The organism is Modestobacter sp. VKM Ac-2979 (genome assembly GCF_026967995.1).
GTDB lineage: Bacteria > Actinomycetota > Actinomycetes > Mycobacteriales > Geodermatophilaceae > Modestobacter.
The window spans coordinates 177,992-196,201 of sequence record NZ_JAPVBO010000002.1; the positions used below are offsets into that span (position 1 = coordinate 177,992).

Here is an 18,210-nt window from a genome sequence, read left to right on the forward strand (position 1 = left end):
CCCGACCCCCTCGTCCGGAGGAGAGCACGTGCGCATCGGAGTCCTGACCGGCGGCGGAGACTGCCCCGGCCTCAACGCCGTCCTCCGGGCGGTGGTCCGCACCGCGGAGAAGCAGTACGGCAGCGACGTCGTGGGGTTCCGCAACGGCTGGCGCGGCCTGCTCGACGACGACGCGATGCCGCTGGACCGGCCCATGGTCCACAACCTGCTGACCCGCGGCGGCACGATCCTCGGCTCGGCCCGGGTGGCGCCGGAGAAGCTGCACGCCGGGCTGGGCCGGATGCGCGAGGTGCTCGACGCCCACGGGGTCGACGTGCTGGTGCCCATCGGCGGCGAGGGCACCCTCACCGCCGCGGCCTGGCTGTCCTCCGAGGGCGTGCCGGTGGTCGGCGTCCCGAAGACGATCGACAACGACATCGACGGCACCGACCTCACCTTCGGCTTCGACACCGCGGTCAGCATCGCGACCGAGATGATCGACCGGCTGCACACGACCGCCGAGTCCCACCAGCGCGTGCTCCTGGTCGAGGTGATGGGCCGACACGCCGGCTGGATCGCGCTGAACTCCGGGATGGCCGCGGGCGCGCACCTGGTGATCACCCCCGAGCAGCCCTTCGACATCGAGGAGGTCTGCGAGATGGTCACCGCCCGGTTCGAGCGGGGCCACCGGCACGTCATCGGGGTGATCAGCGAGGGGGCCACGCCCAAGCCGGGCACGATGCCGCTGCGCGACGGCGGGCTCGACGAGTTCGGCCACCGGCGGTTCACCGGGGTCGCCCAGCAGCTGGGCGAGGAGCTGGAACGGCGCACCGGCAAGGAGGTGCGGACGACGGTGCTCGGCCACGTGCAGCGCGGCGGCACCCCGACCTCGTTCGACCGGGTGCTGGCCACCCGCTTCGGGCTGCACGCCACGATCGCCGCCCACGAGGGGCACGTCGGGCAGATGGTCGCGTTGCAGGGCACCGAGATCGGGCTGGTCCCGCTGGCCGACGCCGTGGCGCGGCTGAAGACCGTGCCCCCGTCGCGGCTGGGCGAGACCACCGCCTTCACCGGGTAGCGGCCTCACCACTCCCAGCGGTAGCCGAGCACGCACCGGCCGGGCGGCACCAGCTCGAACGACGCCTGACCGTCGACCAGCGCGACCGGCTCGGCCTCCTCGGCCGTCTCGGACTCCACCGAGGCCCAGCGGCCGCGCAGCAGCTCCCGCGGCCGGGCCGCCGGATCGAAGTGCACGGTGATCGCCAGGTGGCGGACCGAGGCGGAGACCCCGCGCCGGAACTCCGGCGCCGGGGGCTCGGGGTAGGCGAACACCGTCTGGTACTCCAGGTGCGTCGTCTGCCCGGGCAGCAGCGGCCGGGACAGCAGCACCTCGACCACGTGGATCGGGGTGCCCCGCACCCGGAACGCCCGGACCGGGTCGCCGCCCTGCAGGACCGACACAGCGGCGTGCGCGGTGTCGAAGGCGTACGTGTACCGATCGGTCGGCTCGACGGCCTCCAGCAGCTGCCGGGTGTGGTGCAGCCGGGGGCTCCGGTCGGGCCCCACGTGGTGCTCCTCGGCCAGCTGCAGGGTGCGCCACGGCCGCGGCGGCATCGGGCCCTCGGCACCGAGTGCGCTGGCGACGACCAGCTGCCGGGCGGTGCTCCGTCCGCTGCGCAGGCTCCGCAGCTCGTCGGCGTGCTCGTCGGTCAGCTCGAAGGCCCGGATGAAGAGCTCGAGGGTCGCGTCGGAGATCCGGTCTCCGTTCAGTGCGCGGCCGACGCGGTTCTCCAGACTCCGTGACCGGTGGCCGTCGTCGACCTCACCGGCGTCGAACAGGTGCTCGGCCAGGACCGCGGCCACCGCGGCCCGGGACAGCTCACCGCGCCGCACCACGCTGTGCACCTGCCAGCGCCGCCGGTACCGCGGCTCACCCAGCAGCTCGGTCAGCCGCCGGGCCGCCAGCCGCAGGCCCCACGCAGGGTCCACCACCGCCCCACCCCCGTCGCGCCCCCCGGTCGCCCGCGCGGGCGGCAGCCCGCGGCGGACACGTCACGGCCACGTCCGTTGTGTACCAACGCGGAGCGGCGGCCGCGAGGCGCGGGGGGACTCACGGCCGCCGCCGACCGGCTCGTCAGCACGCGCCGGTCGGGTCCACACACCGCCCTGTCCCCGCGGGTGGGGACCGGCGGAGGTCACCGCGGCGGCGCGGTGGGAGTGCCCGGCTGCAGCTCGATCACGGTCACCTCCGGGCGGGCGCCCACCCGCATGGGCGGCCCCCAGTAGCCGGCTCCGGAGGAGACGTACAGCTGGGTGTCCCCCTGCTGCGACCAGCCCTCGACCACTGGCTGGTCCAGCAGGACGGCGTAGTCGAAGGGCCAGAGCTGGCCGCCGTGGGTGTGTCCGGACAGCTGCAGGTCGACCCCGGCGGCGCGCGCCTGCTCCACCTGCACCGGCTGGTGCGCCAGCAGGACCACGGGGACGGAGTCGTCCCGGCCGTCCAGCGCGGCGTCCAGGTCGGCGCCGTGGCCGGGCAGCCCGGAGGCGGCCGCCGTCCGGTCGTCGATGCCGGCCAGGTCCACCGTCGAGGCCCCGCGGCCGATGGACACCCGCTCGTTGCGCAGCACGTCGACCCCGAGGGTGGACAGGTGCCGCAGCCACTGCCCGGTGTCGACGAAGTACTCGTGGTTGCCGGTCACGAAGTAGACGCCCTGGTCGCTGACCAGGTCGGCCAACGGGGCGACGTCCTCCCGCAGCTCGCTGACCTCGCCGTCGACCAGGTCACCGACGATCGCCACCACGTCGGGGCGCTGGGCGTTGACCGTCTCCACGAGCCGCTCGAAGCGCCGCCCGCCGTAGGTCGAGGACAGGTGCCCGTCGGAGAAGGTGACGATGCGCAGCCCGGCCAGCGCAGGGTCCAGCCGCGGGATCCGGATCGGCACGCGGCGGACGACCGGGGCCGAGTTGGCCAGGACGACGCCGGTGCCCGCCGTCCCGACCGCGACCGCACCGGCTCCGACGGCCAGGGTGCGGGCCAGGAACAGCCGGCGGGAGGGGTCCGGAACGGGGCGGTCCGCCCGGACCGCACCGCTGCCCGGCTCCGTTGACACCGTCTCGTCGGGCCTGTCCGGGACCGTCCCGGCCCCGCTCGGCTCGCTCACCGTGCCCGCTGCCACTGTGCCCGCTGCCACAGCCACGTGCTCCGGCCGGCGCCCGCGCTGCACCAGCCGGGCGACCACCCGGACCGGCTCGGTCGCCAGCGTGGCGAGGAACAGGTAGAACGCCAGGCCCAGCCAGGTGTACCCGACCCAGTCCAGCACCCCGTCACCGACCGACAGCCGGCCGCGCAGCAGGACGACGAGCACCGGCAGCACGGCCAGGACGACGAGCAGCACCGTCAGCCGGCGCCGGACACGGCCGGGCCGGGTGGTGCTGCGCACCAACCGCCACCAGAGGTAACCGTGCAGCAGGACCATGACGAGCAGCACGGTCAGGCCGAAGCCGAGCAGGCCGATCAGGGACACCGGCGCGCTCCTGGGGGTCGGGGTGGTGCGCCCGACGCTACTTCGACCGGGTCTTCAGCACCGAGCGCAGCTCCGGCCAGCGCAGCCAGAACTCCCGCTCCGCCTGCTGGCACCGCGCCTCCTCCAGGGCGTGCAGCCGGCCCCAGGTGAAGGCGTTCTCCCCGGCTGCGAACGCCGCCCGGCCGAGCTGCGCGCAGAGCGGCCGGGTGACGAAGGTGTCCTGCCGGTCGCCGAGCACCTCCTGCACGCCCTTCAACGTCGAGACCAGCTCGGCCACCGGTGCGCCCAGCACCGACACCGCCGCCTCCGAGGTGTACCGCAGCCGCTTGGCGGCCTTGCGCACGTCGTGCAGCGCCTCGGCCTCGTCGGTGTCCTGGGCCGCCTCGACGCTGCGCCGCAACCGGCGGCCGGCGCGGGCGACGACCTCGCGGAGCACCTCCTCCGCGGGCCGGCTGGCGGCCTCGGTCAGCGGCGGCTCCTCGACCAGGGCGTCGAGGTCGTCGCGGAGCTGGAGGTACGCGGCTGCGTTCAGCGCCTTGCGCGCCCGGACGTCGCCGGCCTGCTCGTCCCGGGTCGTCGCCTGCTGCAGCCGGGCGGCGACCGGACCGAGCACCAGCTCCGCGGGCTCGGCGGCGACCAGGTCGCGCAGGTGTGCCAGCGCCACCTCGGCGTCCCGGCTGGAGGACAGCGCCGACCCGACCTGGGCCAGCTCCTCCCGCAACGGGTCGGTCCGGGTGCGGTCGAGCACCGGACGGAAGGCGGCGAGCGTGCTGCGCAGCCGTCGGCAGGCCACCCGGACCTGGTGGACGCCGTCGGGCTGCCCGGTGCGGACCATCAGGTCGGCGTCCTGCAGCGCCCGGACCTGCGCGGCCAGCGCGGAACGGACGACGTCGCCGGCCGGCGTGCCCGGTGCATGCCGGTGCTTCTTCTTCTTGCCCTTCTTTCCGGCCCGCTCCGGGGCCGCGGCCGGCGACTCGACCGCTCCGTCGGCGTCCGCCAGCCGGTGGGCGAGCACGCGGGTCAGCTTGGCCGGCGACGACGCCGGCCGGGCGCCTGCCGTGACGAGCAGCCCGGCGACGTCGGCGAGCAACTGCTCGTCGCCGTCGACCAGCTCCACCTCCACCTCACGCCAGGTGGTGACCACGGCGGCCTCCCCGGGCGCGGCCGGCAGCGCGGTGCCCGTGACGAGGTCGTCGGCGACCTCGACCAGCACCCGGCCGTCGGCGTCGACGAGCTCGATGACCACCCGGCGGGTGCGCAGCGAAGCCACCTGGGCCGCCGGGGCGCGGCGGACGATGCCCAGCACCGGCTCCAGCACGGCCTTGGGCGGGGTCTTGGTGGCCCTGCCGAGGGGGGAGTGCAGCTCCCGGCGCGCGCCGGCGACGGCCGGCAGCTTCACGTGCCAGCCGGCGTCCGGGCCGCCGGTGCGGCGCCGCATCGTGACCCGGGCCCGGGCCAGCCGCAGGTCGGTGGTGTCGAAGTAGGCGGCCTCCAGGGCGTGCTCGACCGGCTCGCGGACCTCGACCACGCCCGGTGCACCGCCGAGGTCGGGCAGTTCGAACGCCTCGTCGACGTCGAACTTCCGCTCGATCTCCACATGCTCGACAGCCACCAGCGTCACTCCTCCTGCACCGGGCCACCCTCTGCTGGGCGCCCCGCTGTGAGCCCTCCGTCCTACCGCACGCGGGTGAACGGCGCACCCGGCGGTGATCACCGTCTCGCGCTGGGCACCATGGACCCGTGCCCCGCCGACCTGCCGCGCGCCGCCGCTGGACCCCCACCGTCTTCGCGGTCCCGTGGGCCGTGGCGGCGGCGCTCCGGCTGACCGGCACCGAACGCGGCTTCCCCCTCGTGCCCGCACTGGCCTTCACGCCGTACGTCGCGGCCACCAGCGTGCTGCCGCTGACCGCCGCGCTGGTGTCCCGTTCGCGCGGTGCCACTGCCTTGTCGGCCGCCGCAGCCGCGGGGCTGGCGGCCGCGGTGCTCCGGCCCACGGCCCACGCCGCGCCGGCGCGGCAACCACAGGGGCCACGGCTGCGGGTCGTGTCGGCCAACATGCTGCACGGCCGGGCCGACCCGGCAGCGCTGCTGGCCCTCGCGGCCGACCAGCACGCCGACGTGCTGGCCCTGATGGAGGTCACCCCCGAGGCGGTGTCCGGCCTGCTCGCCGCCGGGGTGGCCGACCTGCTGCCCGCCGGTCACGTGGTGCCCGCCGGGGAGGGTCAGCCCGCCGGCGCCGGCGGGGCGCTCTGGACCCGGCTGGAGATCCGGGCGCGCACGGTGGCGCCGGGGCGCTTCGGGCAGCCTGCGGCCCGGCTGGTCGTGCCCGGTGCACCCGACGTCGAGCTGACCGCGGTGCACACGCACCCGCCGACCAGCTCCCCCGCCCAGGTCGCCAGCTGGGCAGCGGACCTGCGGCTGCTGCCCGACCCGGAGCCGGGGGTGCTGCGCGTGCTGGCCGGCGACTTCAACGCCACCCCCGACCACGCCGCCTTCCGACAGCTGCTGCGCCGGGGCTGGGTGGACGCCGCGGCGGCGGTCGGCGCGGCCCGGCGGGCCACCTGGTGGCCGATGCGGGTGTCGCACCCGCGGCTCACGCTGGACCACGTCCTGGTCGACCCTCGGATCGCGGTGGACGGCCTGCAGGTGGTGCACGTGCCCGGCACCGACCACCGGGCCCTCGTCGCCGACCTGCGGTTGCCGGCGGTCAGCTGATCATCGGGAGGGAGTGTCCCGGGCGGCGGGTTCGCGGCACCGCCGCCCGGGCACTGCATCTCATGCCCGCATCCCGACCGGGTGCACGCGAGTTGTGTGACATCTGCGTTAACTCACCCGATCGCCCGCGCGGGGTGACCGCATGCGCACGGGCGCACACCCGATCGGCAGGTCAAGCGATGCGGACGTCGTCCTGCCCGGCCACCGAGACGACGTCGCCGCGGTGCAACTGGCGGCCGCGACGCTCCTCCGGCTCACCGTTCACCTGGACGTCCCCGGCGACCAGCACGTCCTTGACCTGGGCCCCGGTGGGGACGGCGTCGACCAGCTTGAGCAGCTGACCCAGCCGGATGGTGTCCTCGCCGGAGCGGAGTTCGATGGTGCGCACGGCACTGATCCTCCCCGCCGCACGCCGGGGTCAGCACATCGCCCACCGTGAGGTCGCTGCTCAGGCCGGGGTCCACCCCACGGTCCAGGTCCCCGACCAGGTCTCCCCCGGCGCGAGCACCAGCACGTCCACGTCGTCGGCCAGCGCGTTCGGCGGGCAGGTCATCGGCTCCACGGCCACGCTGCGCCGCCGCTGGTCCGCCGGCAGGGTGTCGCCGGTGTAGACCTGGAGCCAGGGCCAGGTCGGGTCCACGGCCACCTCGAGTGCACCGGCCGGCCCGCTGAGCCGGGTGCGCGCCCAGCCGTCGTCGTCCCGGACCAGGTCGGTCACGGCGGTGTCGATCGACCGGTCCCCGATCCGGCCGACCGCGCCGTCGTACGGGCGTCGCTCACCGGTGGGCAGGCCGCCGTCGAGCACGAGGGCGGTGCGGGCAGGCACGGTCAGCTCGGCCGCGGCCACGTCGCCCGGGGCCGGCGCGCCGACCGAGAAGTAGGGGTGCATCCCCGCCCCGAACGGCGCGTCCTCGTCCCCGGCGTTGCGCACCCGCACGGTCACGGTGAGCTGGTCGGCCGTCAGCGTGTGGTCGACGGCGACGGCCAGCCGGAACGGCCAGCCGGTGCGCGGCTCGATCGTCGTCCCGACCGTGACGGCGTCGGCGCGCTGGGCCAGCACCTGCCAGGGCTGAGCGGTGACCAGCCCGTGCACCGCGTTCGGGGAGGACTCGCTGACCACGTCCAGCTGGAGCTCCCGGCCACGCCAGGACCAGCGCCCGCCGCGGAGCCGGTTGGGCCAGGGCAGCAGGACGCCGCCGCGCCGCCCGGCCGGGACGGTGCCCGACGCGTACCCGTCCAGCACGTGCCAGTCGCCGACGACGAGCTCGCGCAGGGCTCCGCCGCGCAGGTCCACGGCCAGCCGGGCGGGGCCGGCGGTCACCTCGACGTCGCGCGGTTCGGTGGCCGGCCAGCGGAGGTCGGTGGACGAGGGCTCGAGCGGCATGCGGTCCTCCCGGGGAGACGGTTCGCGGACAGCTCACCACAGCGCAGGCGCCGCCGTTCCACGTGGAACCTGCCGCCTGACCCAGGTCACCGACGGGTCGTGACAGACGTCAGTGGCCTCGGCGGGCCGTGCAGCGACAGACTGGACGGGCACCGACGACGAGGAGCAACCGATGCCCGAGCCCCACCTGCGCGCCGCCGATGCCGACCGGGCGGCGGTCGCCGACGTCCTCGGCCGGCACATGTCCGCCGGCCGGCTCACCGTCGCCGAGTACGACGACCGGCTGGCCCGGGCCTACGCGGCGCGCACCTACGGCGAGCTCGCCGAGCTGACCACCGACCTCCCCGCCACCGAGCCGGCCGGGAGCCACACCCCCGAGGCCCCCGCCGTCGCCGGCCCGCCGGCCGGCCCGGCCGGGGGTGGCCCCTGGGCAGCCCACGGCTGGCACGGCAGCTCCGTCCCCTGGGCCGGCGGCGCGAGCATGCGCGCGGCCTGGGCGAGCTGGCTGAGCACCGCGGTGATCGTGGTGAGCATCTGGCTGATCACCTCGCTGGCCACCGACGGGTGGCTCTACCCGTGGCCGATCTGGGTGATCGGGCCGTGGGGGCTGGTCCTGCTCGCCCAGACCGTCGGCGGGCAGCGCGGGACCAGCTCCGACGACCAGGGCCGGCTGCCACACGGCGACCGGCGCTGAACCCGGGCGTGTCCCGGGTCAGCCGGGGACGGTGGGGGTAGCGGACGGGTCCGAGCCCAGGACCTCCGGAGGACCCCGTGCACACCATGACCGACCGCTTCGCCGATGCTCTGCACCGGCTGGACGCCGACCGCGACCCCGGCCCCCTCGTCGAGCTCGCGGGGGAGGACACCCAGCTGGTCAAGCTCGACGAGCACCACGAGACCCGGGGCCGGGAGGGCGCGCAGACGTTCTGGACCGACTACCGCGACGTCTTCGACGAGATCGAGACGACGTTCACGCACACCGTGGTCGGTGAGTCGAGTGCGGCGCTGGAGTGGACCTCCACCGGCACCCTGCGCGACGGGAAGCCGTTCACCTACCGCGGGGTCACCCTGATCGAGGGCGACGAGGACGAGCTGTCCGGCGTCCGCACGTACTACGACTCGGCCGCCTTCATCCAGGGCCGCAGCGGCACCGCCTGACCTCAGCACCACAGCAGCGCCCCGGTGACCACCTGGCCACCGGGGCGCTGCTGTACCGACGTCGGTCGGCCGTGAACCGGATCGCCGGGTCCGGCCATGAAGGGGTGTGACGAGCCCACCCTCCGCTGCCGGAGAATCACCACCCGTGGTCGGACTCCGCTCCGTGCGCCGGTCGATCGACCCTCCGCCGGGTCCGGTGCCGCTGCGGGCCCTGCCCTCGGCCCTGCCCACCGACGCCGAGCTGATCGCCCGCTCGACCGCCGAGCCGGAGCAGTTCACCGCACTGTTCGACCGGCACGCCGCCGCCGTGCACCGCTACCTCGGCCGACGGGTGGGCGACCTCGCCGACGACCTGCTCAGCGAGACGTTCCTCATCGCGTTCCGCCGGCGCGCGGCCTACCGCCCGCAGCACGTGGAGGTCCGCCCCTGGCTGCTGGGCATCGCCACCCACGTCGTACACGGGCACCAGCGCACTGAGCGACGCCGCTACCGGACGCTGGCCAAGGCCGCCGGGCAGCCGGAGGAGCACGCCGCCGACCCCGCGGACACCGTCGACCGGCTGGACGCCCAGGCGCTGCGCGGCCCGCTGGCCGGCGCGCTGGCGGCGCTGGCGCCCCGGGACCGGGACGCGCTGCTCCTGCTCGCCTGGGGCGACCTGACCTACGAGGAGATCGCCGCCGTCCTCGACGTCCCGGTCGGGACGGTCCGCTCCCGGCTGCACCGTGCCCGCCGGCAGACCCGCACCGCGCTCGGGGACGTCTCCCCGTTCGCCGACACCCCGGAGGAGACCCGATGAACGAGCTCACCGCACTCCGCGAGGCCGGCCCCGAGGCGCCGGCCCTCTCCCCCGCCGCACGCTCCGCCGCCCGGGCCGCCCTGCTGGCGGAGATCGACGGTCCCGTCCGCCGCCGGCGGCCCAGCCGGCGGACGACGTGGCGGCTGGGTGCCGCGGGGGTCGCCGTCGCCGCGGCCTGGACGGCGGCCGTCGTCATCGCCGCGCCGGACGGTCCGGGGACGCCGGCCGACAGCGTCAGGCTCGTCGACTTCCAGATGCCCACGTTCCCGCTCTCGCTCGAACCGGTCCCCGACGGGCTCCGCCCGGCCTTCGACGGCGACGCCGACGGCGCCTCGATCGCCGCCTACGACGACCCCACCGGTGAGCACGGCTTCACCCTGTACGTGGGCGACGACGAACCGGAGCTGGGAGACCGGGACGTCACCGCCACCGAGGAGGTCACCGTCGACGGCGAGGACGCCGAGCTGGTCCGCTACTCCTCCACCTGGTGCACCGGCGACGACCCCGTCGAGGACTGCCCCCGTCGCTCGTCCACCTGGCTGAGCTGGGAACGGTCGGACGACCAGTGGGTGACGCTCGACGCGTACGGGCGCTATGGCACCAGCACCCGGATGCTGCAGATCGCCGGTTCCCTGGTCGACCGACCGCAGCCCGCGACCCTGGACATCGGGCTGGCACCGGCCGGCTGGTCGGTGCAGTTCTTCAAGATGGGCCGGGTGCTGACGCTGGTCAACGACGCGTACGAGCAGCAGGAGATCACCGTCCACGTCCCGCTGCCGGAGGACGTGGCCCCGGCCGACCAGGTGCGCGACAGCATCATGGGCCCGATCGGCCCGCAGCTGGACGTGGTCGTGCACGACCGGCCGGCCCAGCTGGTGCTGGTCGACACCGGGTACCTGGACCAGCGCGGCTGGTTCCTGCAGGCGCAGTTCGCCGACGGGACGACGTTCACCCTGCAGGTGCCCGACGCGTTCACCCAGGAGCAGGTGCTCGAGTTCGCCGAGCAGGTGACCCACCGCCCCTGAGCACGACGAAGGCCCCCTCTCGGATCGGGAGGGGGCCAACGTGCGGGTGGGCAAGGGGGGAGTTGAACCCCCACGTCCTCTCGGACACACGGACCTGAACCGTGCGCGTCTGCCATTCCGCCACTTGCCCTGGCGAGGAAGGACAGTAGCAGCCCCCGGCGCAGCCCCTCGCAGCCCCCCGCTCGGCACGGCACCGACCATCGCCGGCGGCGCGCTGGTAGAACGGTGTGTCGACACGGCACGGACGAGATCGTCCGGGGCGTCCTGTGCTTCCCGACCGTTCCGGCGACTCTCCCCCGGTTACGATCGGCACTCAGGGCAGTGGGAGGTCGACCGAGCGCAAGGGAGCGACTGTGGGTGCGCTGCAGCGCTTCGAACGACGCCTCGAGGGCATGGTCGGGCTGGCCTTCGCCCGGGTGTTCAAGGGGAAGGTGCACCCCGCCGAGATCGCCCATGCCCTCCAGCGCGAGGCCGATGAGCAGCGCTCGGTGCTCAGTGGTGACCGGGTGCTCGCCCCGAACGTCTTCGTCGTGACCCTCGGCCCCACCGACCACGAGAACCTGGTCGAGTGGTCCGAGCAGCTGGCCGCTGAGCTCGCCGACATGGTCGCCGAGCACATCGAGCGCGAGGGCTACCAGACCTTCGGCGACATCGAGGTCCGGCTGGAGCTCGACGAGGAGCTGCGCACCGGGGTCTTCGAGGTCGGCTCGCACGTCACCGGCGGGGCCTCGCAGCGCTCGCCGGCCGCGCCACCGCCCCCGCCGCCCGGCCTGCCGCCGCTGCCGCGGCTGCCCGGCGCCGCCATGGGGGCCACCGACACCGGCGCCCAGGACCCCTCGGTCGTGGGCCGCCCCGGCCAGCGGGTCAGCCACGTCCTGGTCGTCGACGGCCCGGGCACCAAGCACGTGCTCGAGCAGGGCAGCAACGTGCTGGGCCGCGGCACCGAGGCCGACGTCCGGCTGCCCGACACCGGGGTGAGCCGCAAGCACGCCGACGTCCAGCTCGTCGGCAGCGCGGTCGTCGTCGAGGACCTCGGCTCGACCAACGGCACGCTGGTGAACGGTCGCCGGGTGGGGCGGCAGGAGCTGGCCGACGGCGACGTCCTCCGCATCGGTCACTCGGTGCTGGTGTACCGACAGGACGGCGCGTGAGCGCGGTCCCCGGGGGTCGCTGTGCCGGCTGAGATCGTGCTGCAGGCCTTCCGCTTCGGGTTCCTGATCCTGCTCTGGCTGTTCGTCTTCGCCGCCTTCCGGGTGGTCCGCGCCGACCTGTTCGGCGGCCGGGCCGGCCGGGTGGCCTCGGTGCCGCCCCGCGCCGCCGCCGCCCGCAAGCGCGGTGGCCGCGGGCCCCGCCACCTCGTCGTGACCGCCGGCCCGCTGTCGGGCACCCGCATCACCTTGGGGGAACAGGCCATCCTGATCGGCCGCGCCGACGACTCGACCCTGGTGCTCACCGACGACTTCGCCTCCTCCCGGCACGCGCGGCTGACCAACCGCGGCGGCCAGTGGTATGTGGAGGACCTCGGGTCCACCAACGGCACCTACCTCGACCAGCAGCGGGTACAGGGCCCGCTGCTGGTGGCCCCCGGTCAGCCGATCCGGATCGGGCAGACCGTCCTGGAGCTGCGTTCATGAGCTTGGTCCTCCGCTATGCGGCGCGTTCCGACCGCGGTCTGATCCGCGGCACCAACCAGGACTCGGTGTACGCCGGGCCGCGGTTGCTGGCCGTCGCGGACGGCATGGGCGGGCACGCGGCGGGCGACGTCGCCAGCAAGGTCGTCATCGCGGCGCTGGAGCACCTCGACGAGGACGCCCCCTCCGGTGACCTCCTCCAGGCGCTGCGGCACGCGGTCTTCGAGGGCAGCGAGCACCTGCGCGAGGTGATCCGGGAGTCCCCGCAGCTGGAGGGCATGGGGACGACGCTGACCGCCGTCCTCTTCGCCGGTGGCCGGCTGGGGCTGTGCCACGTCGGTGACTCCCGCGCCTACCTGATGCGCGACGGCGAGCTGCACCAGATCACCCACGACGACACCTTCGTCCAGACGCTGATCGACGACGGCCGGATCACCGAGGAGGAGGCCAACAGCCACCCGCAGCGCTCGTTGCTGCTGCGCGCCCTCAACGGCCAGGACGTCGAGCCGGACCTGTCGATGCGCGACGCCCGCGCCGGCGACCGCTACATGCTGTGCTCCGACGGCCTCTCCGGCGTGGTCAGCCACGAGACGCTCGCCGGCGCGCTGCGCGAGCCGGACGCCCAGGCGACCGCCGACCGGCTGATCGAGCTCGCGTTGCGCAGCGGCGGCCCGGACAACATCACCTGCATCGTGGCCGACGTCGTCGAGGACGACGGCCGTGGCGTGCTCGTCGAGCCGGTCGTCGACGGCGCCGCCGGCGACCACATCGGCCAGCGTGAGGTCGACCCCCGGTCGGCCGCCGGTCGCGCCGCGCTCGCCGACCCGCAGGCCACCGGGCCGTCCACCGCGCTGACCACCAACTCCCCACCGCCGCGCCGTCGCCGGCCGCTGCGCACCGCGCTGTTCGCGCTGGCCGCCGTCGTGGTCCTGGGCGCCGCGACGATCGGCGCCTACCTGTTCGTGATGGGCCACTGGTTCGTCGGGGTCGCCGAGACCGCCGACGGCGACCGGGTCGGGGTCTTCCGCGGGCTCAACGCCTCCGTCGTCGGGCTGGACCTCTACCGCCTGGACGAGGCGACGGCGCTGGCCACCACCGACCTCACCCAGGCCGCCCGCAACCGGGTCAACGACGGGATCCCGGCCGACGACCCGGACGACGCCGCACGGATACTGTCCAACCTCCGCGGCCAGCAGCTGCCGCTGTGCCGGACGACGTCGGCGCTGGCCACCGCCACCCCGTCACCCACCCCGGCCCCGCCGGCGGAGCCCGCCCCCGCCCCCGTCCCGGGGCAACCGGACGCCGCCGCGGCCACGACGACCGTCACCACGACCGTGCCCGGCACGGACGCCACCGAGCCGACGACCTCAGCGCTGTCCCGTTCCGGTGAGCCGGGAGTGGACTGCCGGGAGGCCGACTAGTGGCTGCGCCGGTCAACGGCCCCGGCACCGACCCGCGCGCTGCCATCGCCCCCGGCACGGCCATCCCCACCCGACGGGGCACCGAACTGCTCCTGCTCGGCTTCGCGGTGCTCATCACGATGGCCGCGCACCTGATCATCGACATCACCGTCACCGGTTCCCCGGGCACGGAGCTGGCCACCTTCGGCCTCTGGTTCTCCGCGCTGTGGGTCGTCGCGCACGTCGTCGTCCGGCGGTTCGCGCCCTACGCCGACCCCCTGCTGCTGCCCTGCGTCGCGGTGCTGTCCGGGCTGGGCCTGTCGATGATCCACCGGCTGGACATCGCCGGTACCCAGCTCGGCGGCAGCAGCTCCGCGAGCGTGGACGCCCCGGTCCAGTTGGTGTGGGCCACGGTCGGGCTGGTGCTGTTCGTCGCCGTCCTGGTGATCGTGCGCGACCACCGGGCGCTCGCCCGCTTCGCCTACACCCTCGCCCTCATCGGGCTGGTGCTGCTGGCGCTCCCCGCGGTGCTGCCGAACTCGGAGATCAACGGCGCCAAGCTGTGGATCCGGTTCGGTGGCTTCTCCATCCAGCCCGGTGAGTTCGCCAAGATCTGCCTGATCGTCTTCTTCGCCGCCTACCTGGTCGACAAGCGCGACGTGCTGGCGCTGGCCAGCCGCCGGGTGCTCCGCCTGGAGCTGCCGCGTGGCCGCGACCTCGGCCCGGTGCTGCTGGCCTGGGTCGCCTCGATCCTGGTGCTGGTCTTCGAGCGCGACCTGGGCAGCTCGCTGCTGCTGTTCGGCATCTTCGTGGTGATGCTCTACGTGGCCACCGAGCGCGCGAGCTGGCTGGTCATCGGCCTGCTGCTGTTCGCCGGCGGTGCGTTCGTCGCCTACCAGCTCTTCAGTCACGTCCGGGTGCGGGTGGACACCTGGCTGGACCCCTTCGCCTACGCCGACACCGGCGGCTACCAGGTGGTCCAGTCGCTGTTCAGCCTCGGCACCGGCGGTCTGTTCGGTGCCGGCCTCGGCGGCGGGCGGCCGGACCAGGTGCCGGTCGCCAAGAGCGACTTCATCGCCGCCGCGATCGGTGAGGAGCTGGGCCTCTTCGGCCTGGTCGCCATGATCGTGATCTACCTGGTGCTGGTCGAGCGGGGGCTGCGCACCTCCCTGGTGGTCCGCGACGGCTTCGGCAAGCTGCTGGCCGCCGGGCTGGCCTTCTCCCTCGCCTGGCAGGTCTTCGTCGTCCTGGGCGGGGTCACCGGCCTGCTCCCGCTCACCGGGCTGACCACGCCCTTCCTCGCCTACGGCGGATCGTCCCTGGTCGCGAACTTCGGACTGGTGGCGCTGCTGGTGCGGATCAGCGACGCCGCCCGCCGGCCGGCCGCCACGGCCGCGGCCACACCGCCGAGGCTCACCGATGCCCCGACCGAGGTGGTCCAGCCGTGAACGCCCCGCTGCGCAAGGTGGCGATCAGCGTGCTGGTGCTGTTCACCCTGCTGATCGTCAACGTCAACGTGATCCAGGTGCTCCGCGCCGACGACCTGCGCGCGGACGCCCGCAACACCCGCGTGCTCACCGAGGAGTACGGCCGGGAGCGCGGGGCGATCGTCGTCGGCGGCAACGAGATCGCCTCCTCCGTCGAGACCGACAGCACCCTGCGGTACCAGCGCACCTACGCCAACGGACCGCTGTACGCAGCGGCCACCGGGTACTACTCGGTGCTGTTCGGCAACCGCGGGATCGAGCGGGTCGAGAACGAGGTCCTGCGCGGCACCGACGACCGGCTCTTCGGCCGGCGGCTGGCCGACCTGTTCACCGGCCGGGATCCCTCCGGCGGCAACGTCGAGCTCACCCTGGACCCGGCCGTGCAGGAGGCGGCGATGGCCGGCCTGGCCGGTCACGTCGGCGCCGTCGTCGCCCTCGACCCGTCCACCGGGGCGGTCCTCGGCCTGGCCAGCACGCCCACGTACGACCCGGGCCAGCTGGCCGGCAGCGACACCGCCGCGGTCCGCGCCTACGCCGAGCAGCTGGACGCGATGGAGACCGACCCGCGGACCAACCAGGCCATCTCCGAGCGCTACCCGGCCGGGTCGATCTTCAAGGTCGTCGTCGCCGCCGCAGCGCTGGCCAGCGGCGACTACACGCCGGAGACGGTCATCCCGGCCCCGCAGGACTACATCCTGCCGGGCACCTCCACCGACCTGCAGAACTTCGGCAACGAGCCCTGCAGCCCGACCGGCGAGCAGCCGCTGATCGACGCGCTCACCATCTCCTGCAACACCGCCTTCGCCCAGCTCGGCATCGAGCTGGGCGAGGACGCGCTCCGGGAGATGGCCGAGGCGTTCGGCATCGACGGAGAGCGCATCGAGATCCCCCTGACCGTGCAGGGCAGCACGATCGGCGACATCGAGAGCGACGCCGCCCTGGGGCAGACCTCGATCGGACAGCGGGACGTCGCCCTGACCCCCATGCAGGGCGCGATGATCGCCGCCGCGGTCGCCAACGACGGCGACCTGATGAAGCCGTACCTGGTCGAGTCGATCCAGGCCCCGGACCTCTCGGTGCTGGACCAGACCGAGCCCGAGCAGCTGTCGGAGCCCTTCTCGGAGGAGGTCGCCGACCAGCTCACCGCGATGATGACCAACGTCGTCGACGAGGGCACCGGCCGCCGCGCCCAGATCAGCGGCATCGAGGTGGCCGGCAAGACCGGCACCGCGGAGAACGCCGGCCCCGACCACAACTGGTTCATCGGCTTCGCGCCCGCGGACGACCCGAGCATCGCCGTGGCGGTCTTCATCCGCAACGGCGGCGGCACCGGCGGGGACGTCTCCGCCCCGATCGCGCGCGCGGTCATCGAGGCCCACCTGCAGGGCGGCGGCTGATGGCCGTCCACGTGGGCAGCCAGCTGGCCGGCCGCTACGAGATCACCGCCCCCATCGCCACCGGCGGGATGGGGGAGGTCTGGCAGGCCCGTGACCGCACCCTCGGCCGGATCATCGCGGTCAAGGTGCTGCGCAGCGAGTACACCGGCGACTCGAGCTTCCTCATCCGGTTCCGGAACGAGGCCCGGCACACCGCCGCCCTGTCGCACCCGAACATCGCCTCGGTCTACGACTACGGCGAGACCACCCAGGACGGCCAGCGCCTGGCCTACCTGATCATGGAGTTCGTCGAGGGCAAGCCGCTGGTCACCATCCTGGCCGAGCGCGGGCGGCTCACCGCCGAGCAGACCCTCGACGTCCTCGGGCAGGCCGGTGACGGCCTCTCCGCCGCGCACGACGCCGGCATGGTGCACCGGGACATCAAGCCCGGGAACCTGCTCGTGCGGCCGGACGGCGTGGTCAAGCTGACCGACTTCGGCATCGCCTACGCCCGCGACGCCGCCCCGCTCACCCGCACCGGGATGGTGGTCGGCACCGCGCAGTACCTCTCCCCCGAGCAGGCCCAGGGGCACGTGGTGACCGCCGCCTCCGACGTCTACTCGCTCGGCGTGCTCGGGTACGAGTGCATCGCGGGAGTGCGTCCCTTCGACGGCGAGTCGCAGGTGGCGATCGCGCTGGCGCAGATCAACCGGCCCCCACCCCCGATGCCCGCGGACGTGCCGTGGCAGGTGCGGGCGCTGATCGAGCGCGCCCTGGCCAAGGACCCCGCGGCCCGCTTCCCCGACGGCGCGGCCTTCGCCGCCGCGGTGCGGCAGGTGGCGGCCGGTGGCCCCGTGCCGGCCGCCACCGCCATGACCCAGGTGGTCGGGGACGACGGCACGGCGACCACGATGTTGCCGGCGACCGGCCCGGGCACCACCGTGAACCCCTCGACCGCGCCCCGCACCATGCCCCCGCTGCACGGCCCCCCGGTCGACGGCGACGGGGCGAGCAGCTGGACCGGCGACGAGGCCGACCCGCAGGACCAGCGGCGCACCCGGCTGCTGTGGGCCGCTGCGGCCCTGGCCCTCGTCGGGCTGGTTGCCGCCGGGGTGTTCCTCGTCATGTCCGGGAACGGCGAGCAGGACGACTCGGCGGCGCCGGGTGGCGCCGGCTCGCCCTCGGCATCCGCATCGGCGTCCACCAGTGCCTCCGGCGCCATCGCGTTCGACGTGGCCGACTACGTCGGGGACGACGCCGACCTCGTCAGGGCCCAACTCGTGGGCCAGGGCTTCACGGTGCAGCAGGAGGACGCCACCGCGGAGGAGCTGGAGGAGGCCCAGATCGCGCTGGCCGAGAACGCCGTCGTGACCGCCGACCCCGCGCGCGGTCCCCTGGCGGAGGGGGCGACGATCACGCTGGCCGTGGCCGCCCAGGCCTACGCCCCCGAGGACGACGAGGACGTCGAGCAGAGCAGTGCCCCGACGCCGGCGGCACCCGCACCCGACGACGGGGACGAGGGCGAGGACGGCGGCAGGCCCACCCCCCCGACGACCGCCACGGTGACCGCGACGGTCACGCGGAGCAGCCCGACGAACACGAACCCGCCCACGTCGTCGGCCCCACCCCCCGCAGCCCCCACCACCTCGACAACGCCGCCGGCGGAGGCCCCGACCACCACGGCCGTCCAGGAGGACGCGTTGGGGTCGGCCAGCACCGTAGGCAACCAGTGACA

Annotated in this window: 17 protein-coding genes and 1 tRNA gene; 12 read left to right on the plus strand and 6 right to left on the minus strand. The window is 74.6% G+C overall.

Annotation, left to right across the window (positions count from 1 at the left end; genetic code table 11):
* The first annotated feature begins 28 nt into the window (after positions 1 to 28).
* Complete coding sequence (locus tag O2W15_RS05410; RefSeq protein WP_269157651.1) at positions 29 to 1,057, plus strand: ATP-dependent 6-phosphofructokinase; 1,029 nt, start codon at positions 29 to 31, stop codon at positions 1,055 to 1,057.
* A gap of 5 nt (positions 1,058 to 1,062) precedes the next feature.
* Here O2W15_RS05410 and O2W15_RS05415 read toward each other — a convergent pair whose 3' ends face one another.
* The 3 genes from O2W15_RS05415 to O2W15_RS05425 form a co-directional block, all read right to left on the minus strand.
* Positions 1,063 to 1,971 carry a hypothetical protein gene (locus O2W15_RS05415; RefSeq protein WP_269178670.1) on the minus strand — a complete coding sequence of 303 codons (909 nt, stop codon included), beginning with the start codon at positions 1,969 to 1,971 and terminating at the stop codon, positions 1,063 to 1,065.
* A gap of 203 nt (positions 1,972 to 2,174) precedes the next feature.
* Positions 2,175 to 3,503 (minus strand): metallophosphoesterase, encoded by a 1,329-nt coding sequence (locus O2W15_RS05420; RefSeq protein WP_269178671.1) that lies wholly within the window; start codon positions 3,501 to 3,503, stop codon positions 2,175 to 2,177.
* A 37-nt stretch (positions 3,504 to 3,540) separates the two neighbouring features.
* Positions 3,541 to 5,115: a CYTH and CHAD domain-containing protein gene (locus O2W15_RS05425; RefSeq protein ID WP_269178672.1), complete on the minus strand. Its 1,575-nt coding sequence runs from the start codon at positions 5,113 to 5,115 to the stop codon at positions 3,541 to 3,543.
* A gap of 128 nt (positions 5,116 to 5,243) precedes the next feature.
* Between O2W15_RS05425 and O2W15_RS05430 the strand changes: the two genes are divergently transcribed.
* Positions 5,244 to 6,218: an endonuclease/exonuclease/phosphatase family protein gene (locus O2W15_RS05430; RefSeq protein ID WP_269178673.1), complete on the plus strand. Its 975-nt coding sequence runs from the start codon at positions 5,244 to 5,246 to the stop codon at positions 6,216 to 6,218.
* A 172-nt stretch (positions 6,219 to 6,390) separates the two neighbouring features.
* Here the strand turns inward: O2W15_RS05430 and O2W15_RS05435 are convergent, their stop codons facing one another.
* Both O2W15_RS05435 and O2W15_RS05440 read right to left on the minus strand, forming a co-directional pair.
* Positions 6,391 to 6,606 (minus strand): RNA-binding S4 domain-containing protein, encoded by a 216-nt coding sequence (locus tag O2W15_RS05435; protein ID WP_269178674.1) that lies wholly within the window; start codon positions 6,604 to 6,606, stop codon positions 6,391 to 6,393.
* A 60-nt stretch (positions 6,607 to 6,666) separates the two neighbouring features.
* Positions 6,667 to 7,602 (minus strand): aldose epimerase family protein, encoded by a 936-nt coding sequence (locus O2W15_RS05440; RefSeq protein ID WP_269178675.1) that lies wholly within the window; start codon positions 7,600 to 7,602, stop codon positions 6,667 to 6,669.
* Between the two features lie 172 nt (positions 7,603 to 7,774).
* Here O2W15_RS05440 and O2W15_RS05445 point away from each other — a divergent pair, with 172 nt between their 5' ends.
* From O2W15_RS05445 to O2W15_RS05460, 4 genes are all read left to right on the plus strand, one after another.
* Positions 7,775 to 8,296, plus strand: a complete 522-nt coding sequence (locus O2W15_RS05445) for a DUF1707 SHOCT-like domain-containing protein (RefSeq protein WP_269178676.1) — start codon at positions 7,775 to 7,777, stop codon at positions 8,294 to 8,296.
* A gap of 86 nt (positions 8,297 to 8,382) precedes the next feature.
* Complete coding sequence (locus O2W15_RS05450) at positions 8,383 to 8,760, plus strand: nuclear transport factor 2 family protein (RefSeq protein WP_269164210.1); 378 nt, start codon at positions 8,383 to 8,385, stop codon at positions 8,758 to 8,760.
* A 145-nt stretch (positions 8,761 to 8,905) separates the two neighbouring features.
* Entirely contained in the window at positions 8,906 to 9,556 is a 651-nt protein-coding gene (locus tag O2W15_RS05455) for an RNA polymerase sigma factor (protein WP_269178677.1), read from the plus strand.
* A complete protein-coding gene (locus tag O2W15_RS05460; protein WP_269178678.1) occupies positions 9,553 to 10,581 on the plus strand; it encodes a hypothetical protein in 1,029 nt (342 codons plus the stop codon). The genes O2W15_RS05455 and O2W15_RS05460 overlap by 4 nt, the downstream gene beginning before the upstream one ends.
* 47 nt (positions 10,582 to 10,628) lie before the next feature.
* Here O2W15_RS05460 and O2W15_RS05465 read toward each other — a convergent pair.
* Positions 10,629 to 10,711 (minus strand) — tRNA-Leu (locus tag O2W15_RS05465).
* Between the two features lie 223 nt (positions 10,712 to 10,934).
* Here O2W15_RS05465 and O2W15_RS05470 point away from each other — a divergent pair.
* Genes O2W15_RS05470 through O2W15_RS05495 form a run of 6 tightly spaced genes read left to right on the plus strand, consistent with a single transcriptional unit; the run spans position 10,935 to position 18,208 of the window.
* Positions 10,935 to 11,732, plus strand: coding sequence for an FhaA domain-containing protein (locus tag O2W15_RS05470; protein WP_269178679.1), 798 nt, complete (start codon positions 10,935 to 10,937; stop codon positions 11,730 to 11,732).
* A 21-nt stretch (positions 11,733 to 11,753) separates the two neighbouring features.
* A complete protein-coding gene (locus O2W15_RS05475; protein WP_036332510.1) occupies positions 11,754 to 12,215 on the plus strand; it encodes an FHA domain-containing protein FhaB/FipA in 462 nt (153 codons plus the stop codon).
* Positions 12,212 to 13,633 carry a PP2C family protein-serine/threonine phosphatase gene (locus O2W15_RS05480; protein ID WP_269178680.1) on the plus strand — a complete coding sequence of 474 codons (1,422 nt, stop codon included), beginning with the start codon at positions 12,212 to 12,214 and terminating at the stop codon, positions 13,631 to 13,633. Before O2W15_RS05475 ends, O2W15_RS05480 begins: the two co-directional genes overlap by 4 nt.
* Positions 13,633 to 15,060, plus strand: coding sequence for an FtsW/RodA/SpoVE family cell cycle protein (locus tag O2W15_RS05485; protein WP_269178681.1), 1,428 nt, complete (start codon positions 13,633 to 13,635; stop codon positions 15,058 to 15,060). Before O2W15_RS05480 ends, O2W15_RS05485 begins: the two co-directional genes overlap by 1 nt.
* The gene (locus O2W15_RS05490; protein WP_269178682.1) at positions 15,057 to 16,496 is read left to right on the plus strand and encodes a peptidoglycan D,D-transpeptidase FtsI family protein; all 1,440 of its coding nucleotides are present in this window, start codon (positions 15,057 to 15,059) and stop codon (positions 16,494 to 16,496) included. The genes O2W15_RS05485 and O2W15_RS05490 overlap by 4 nt, the downstream gene beginning before the upstream one ends.
* On the plus strand, positions 16,496 to 18,208 hold the full coding sequence (locus O2W15_RS05495; protein WP_269178683.1) for a serine/threonine-protein kinase: 1,713 nt from the start codon (positions 16,496 to 16,498) through the stop codon (positions 18,206 to 18,208). The genes O2W15_RS05490 and O2W15_RS05495 overlap by 1 nt, the downstream gene beginning before the upstream one ends.
* Positions 18,209 to 18,210 lie beyond the last annotated feature (2 nt).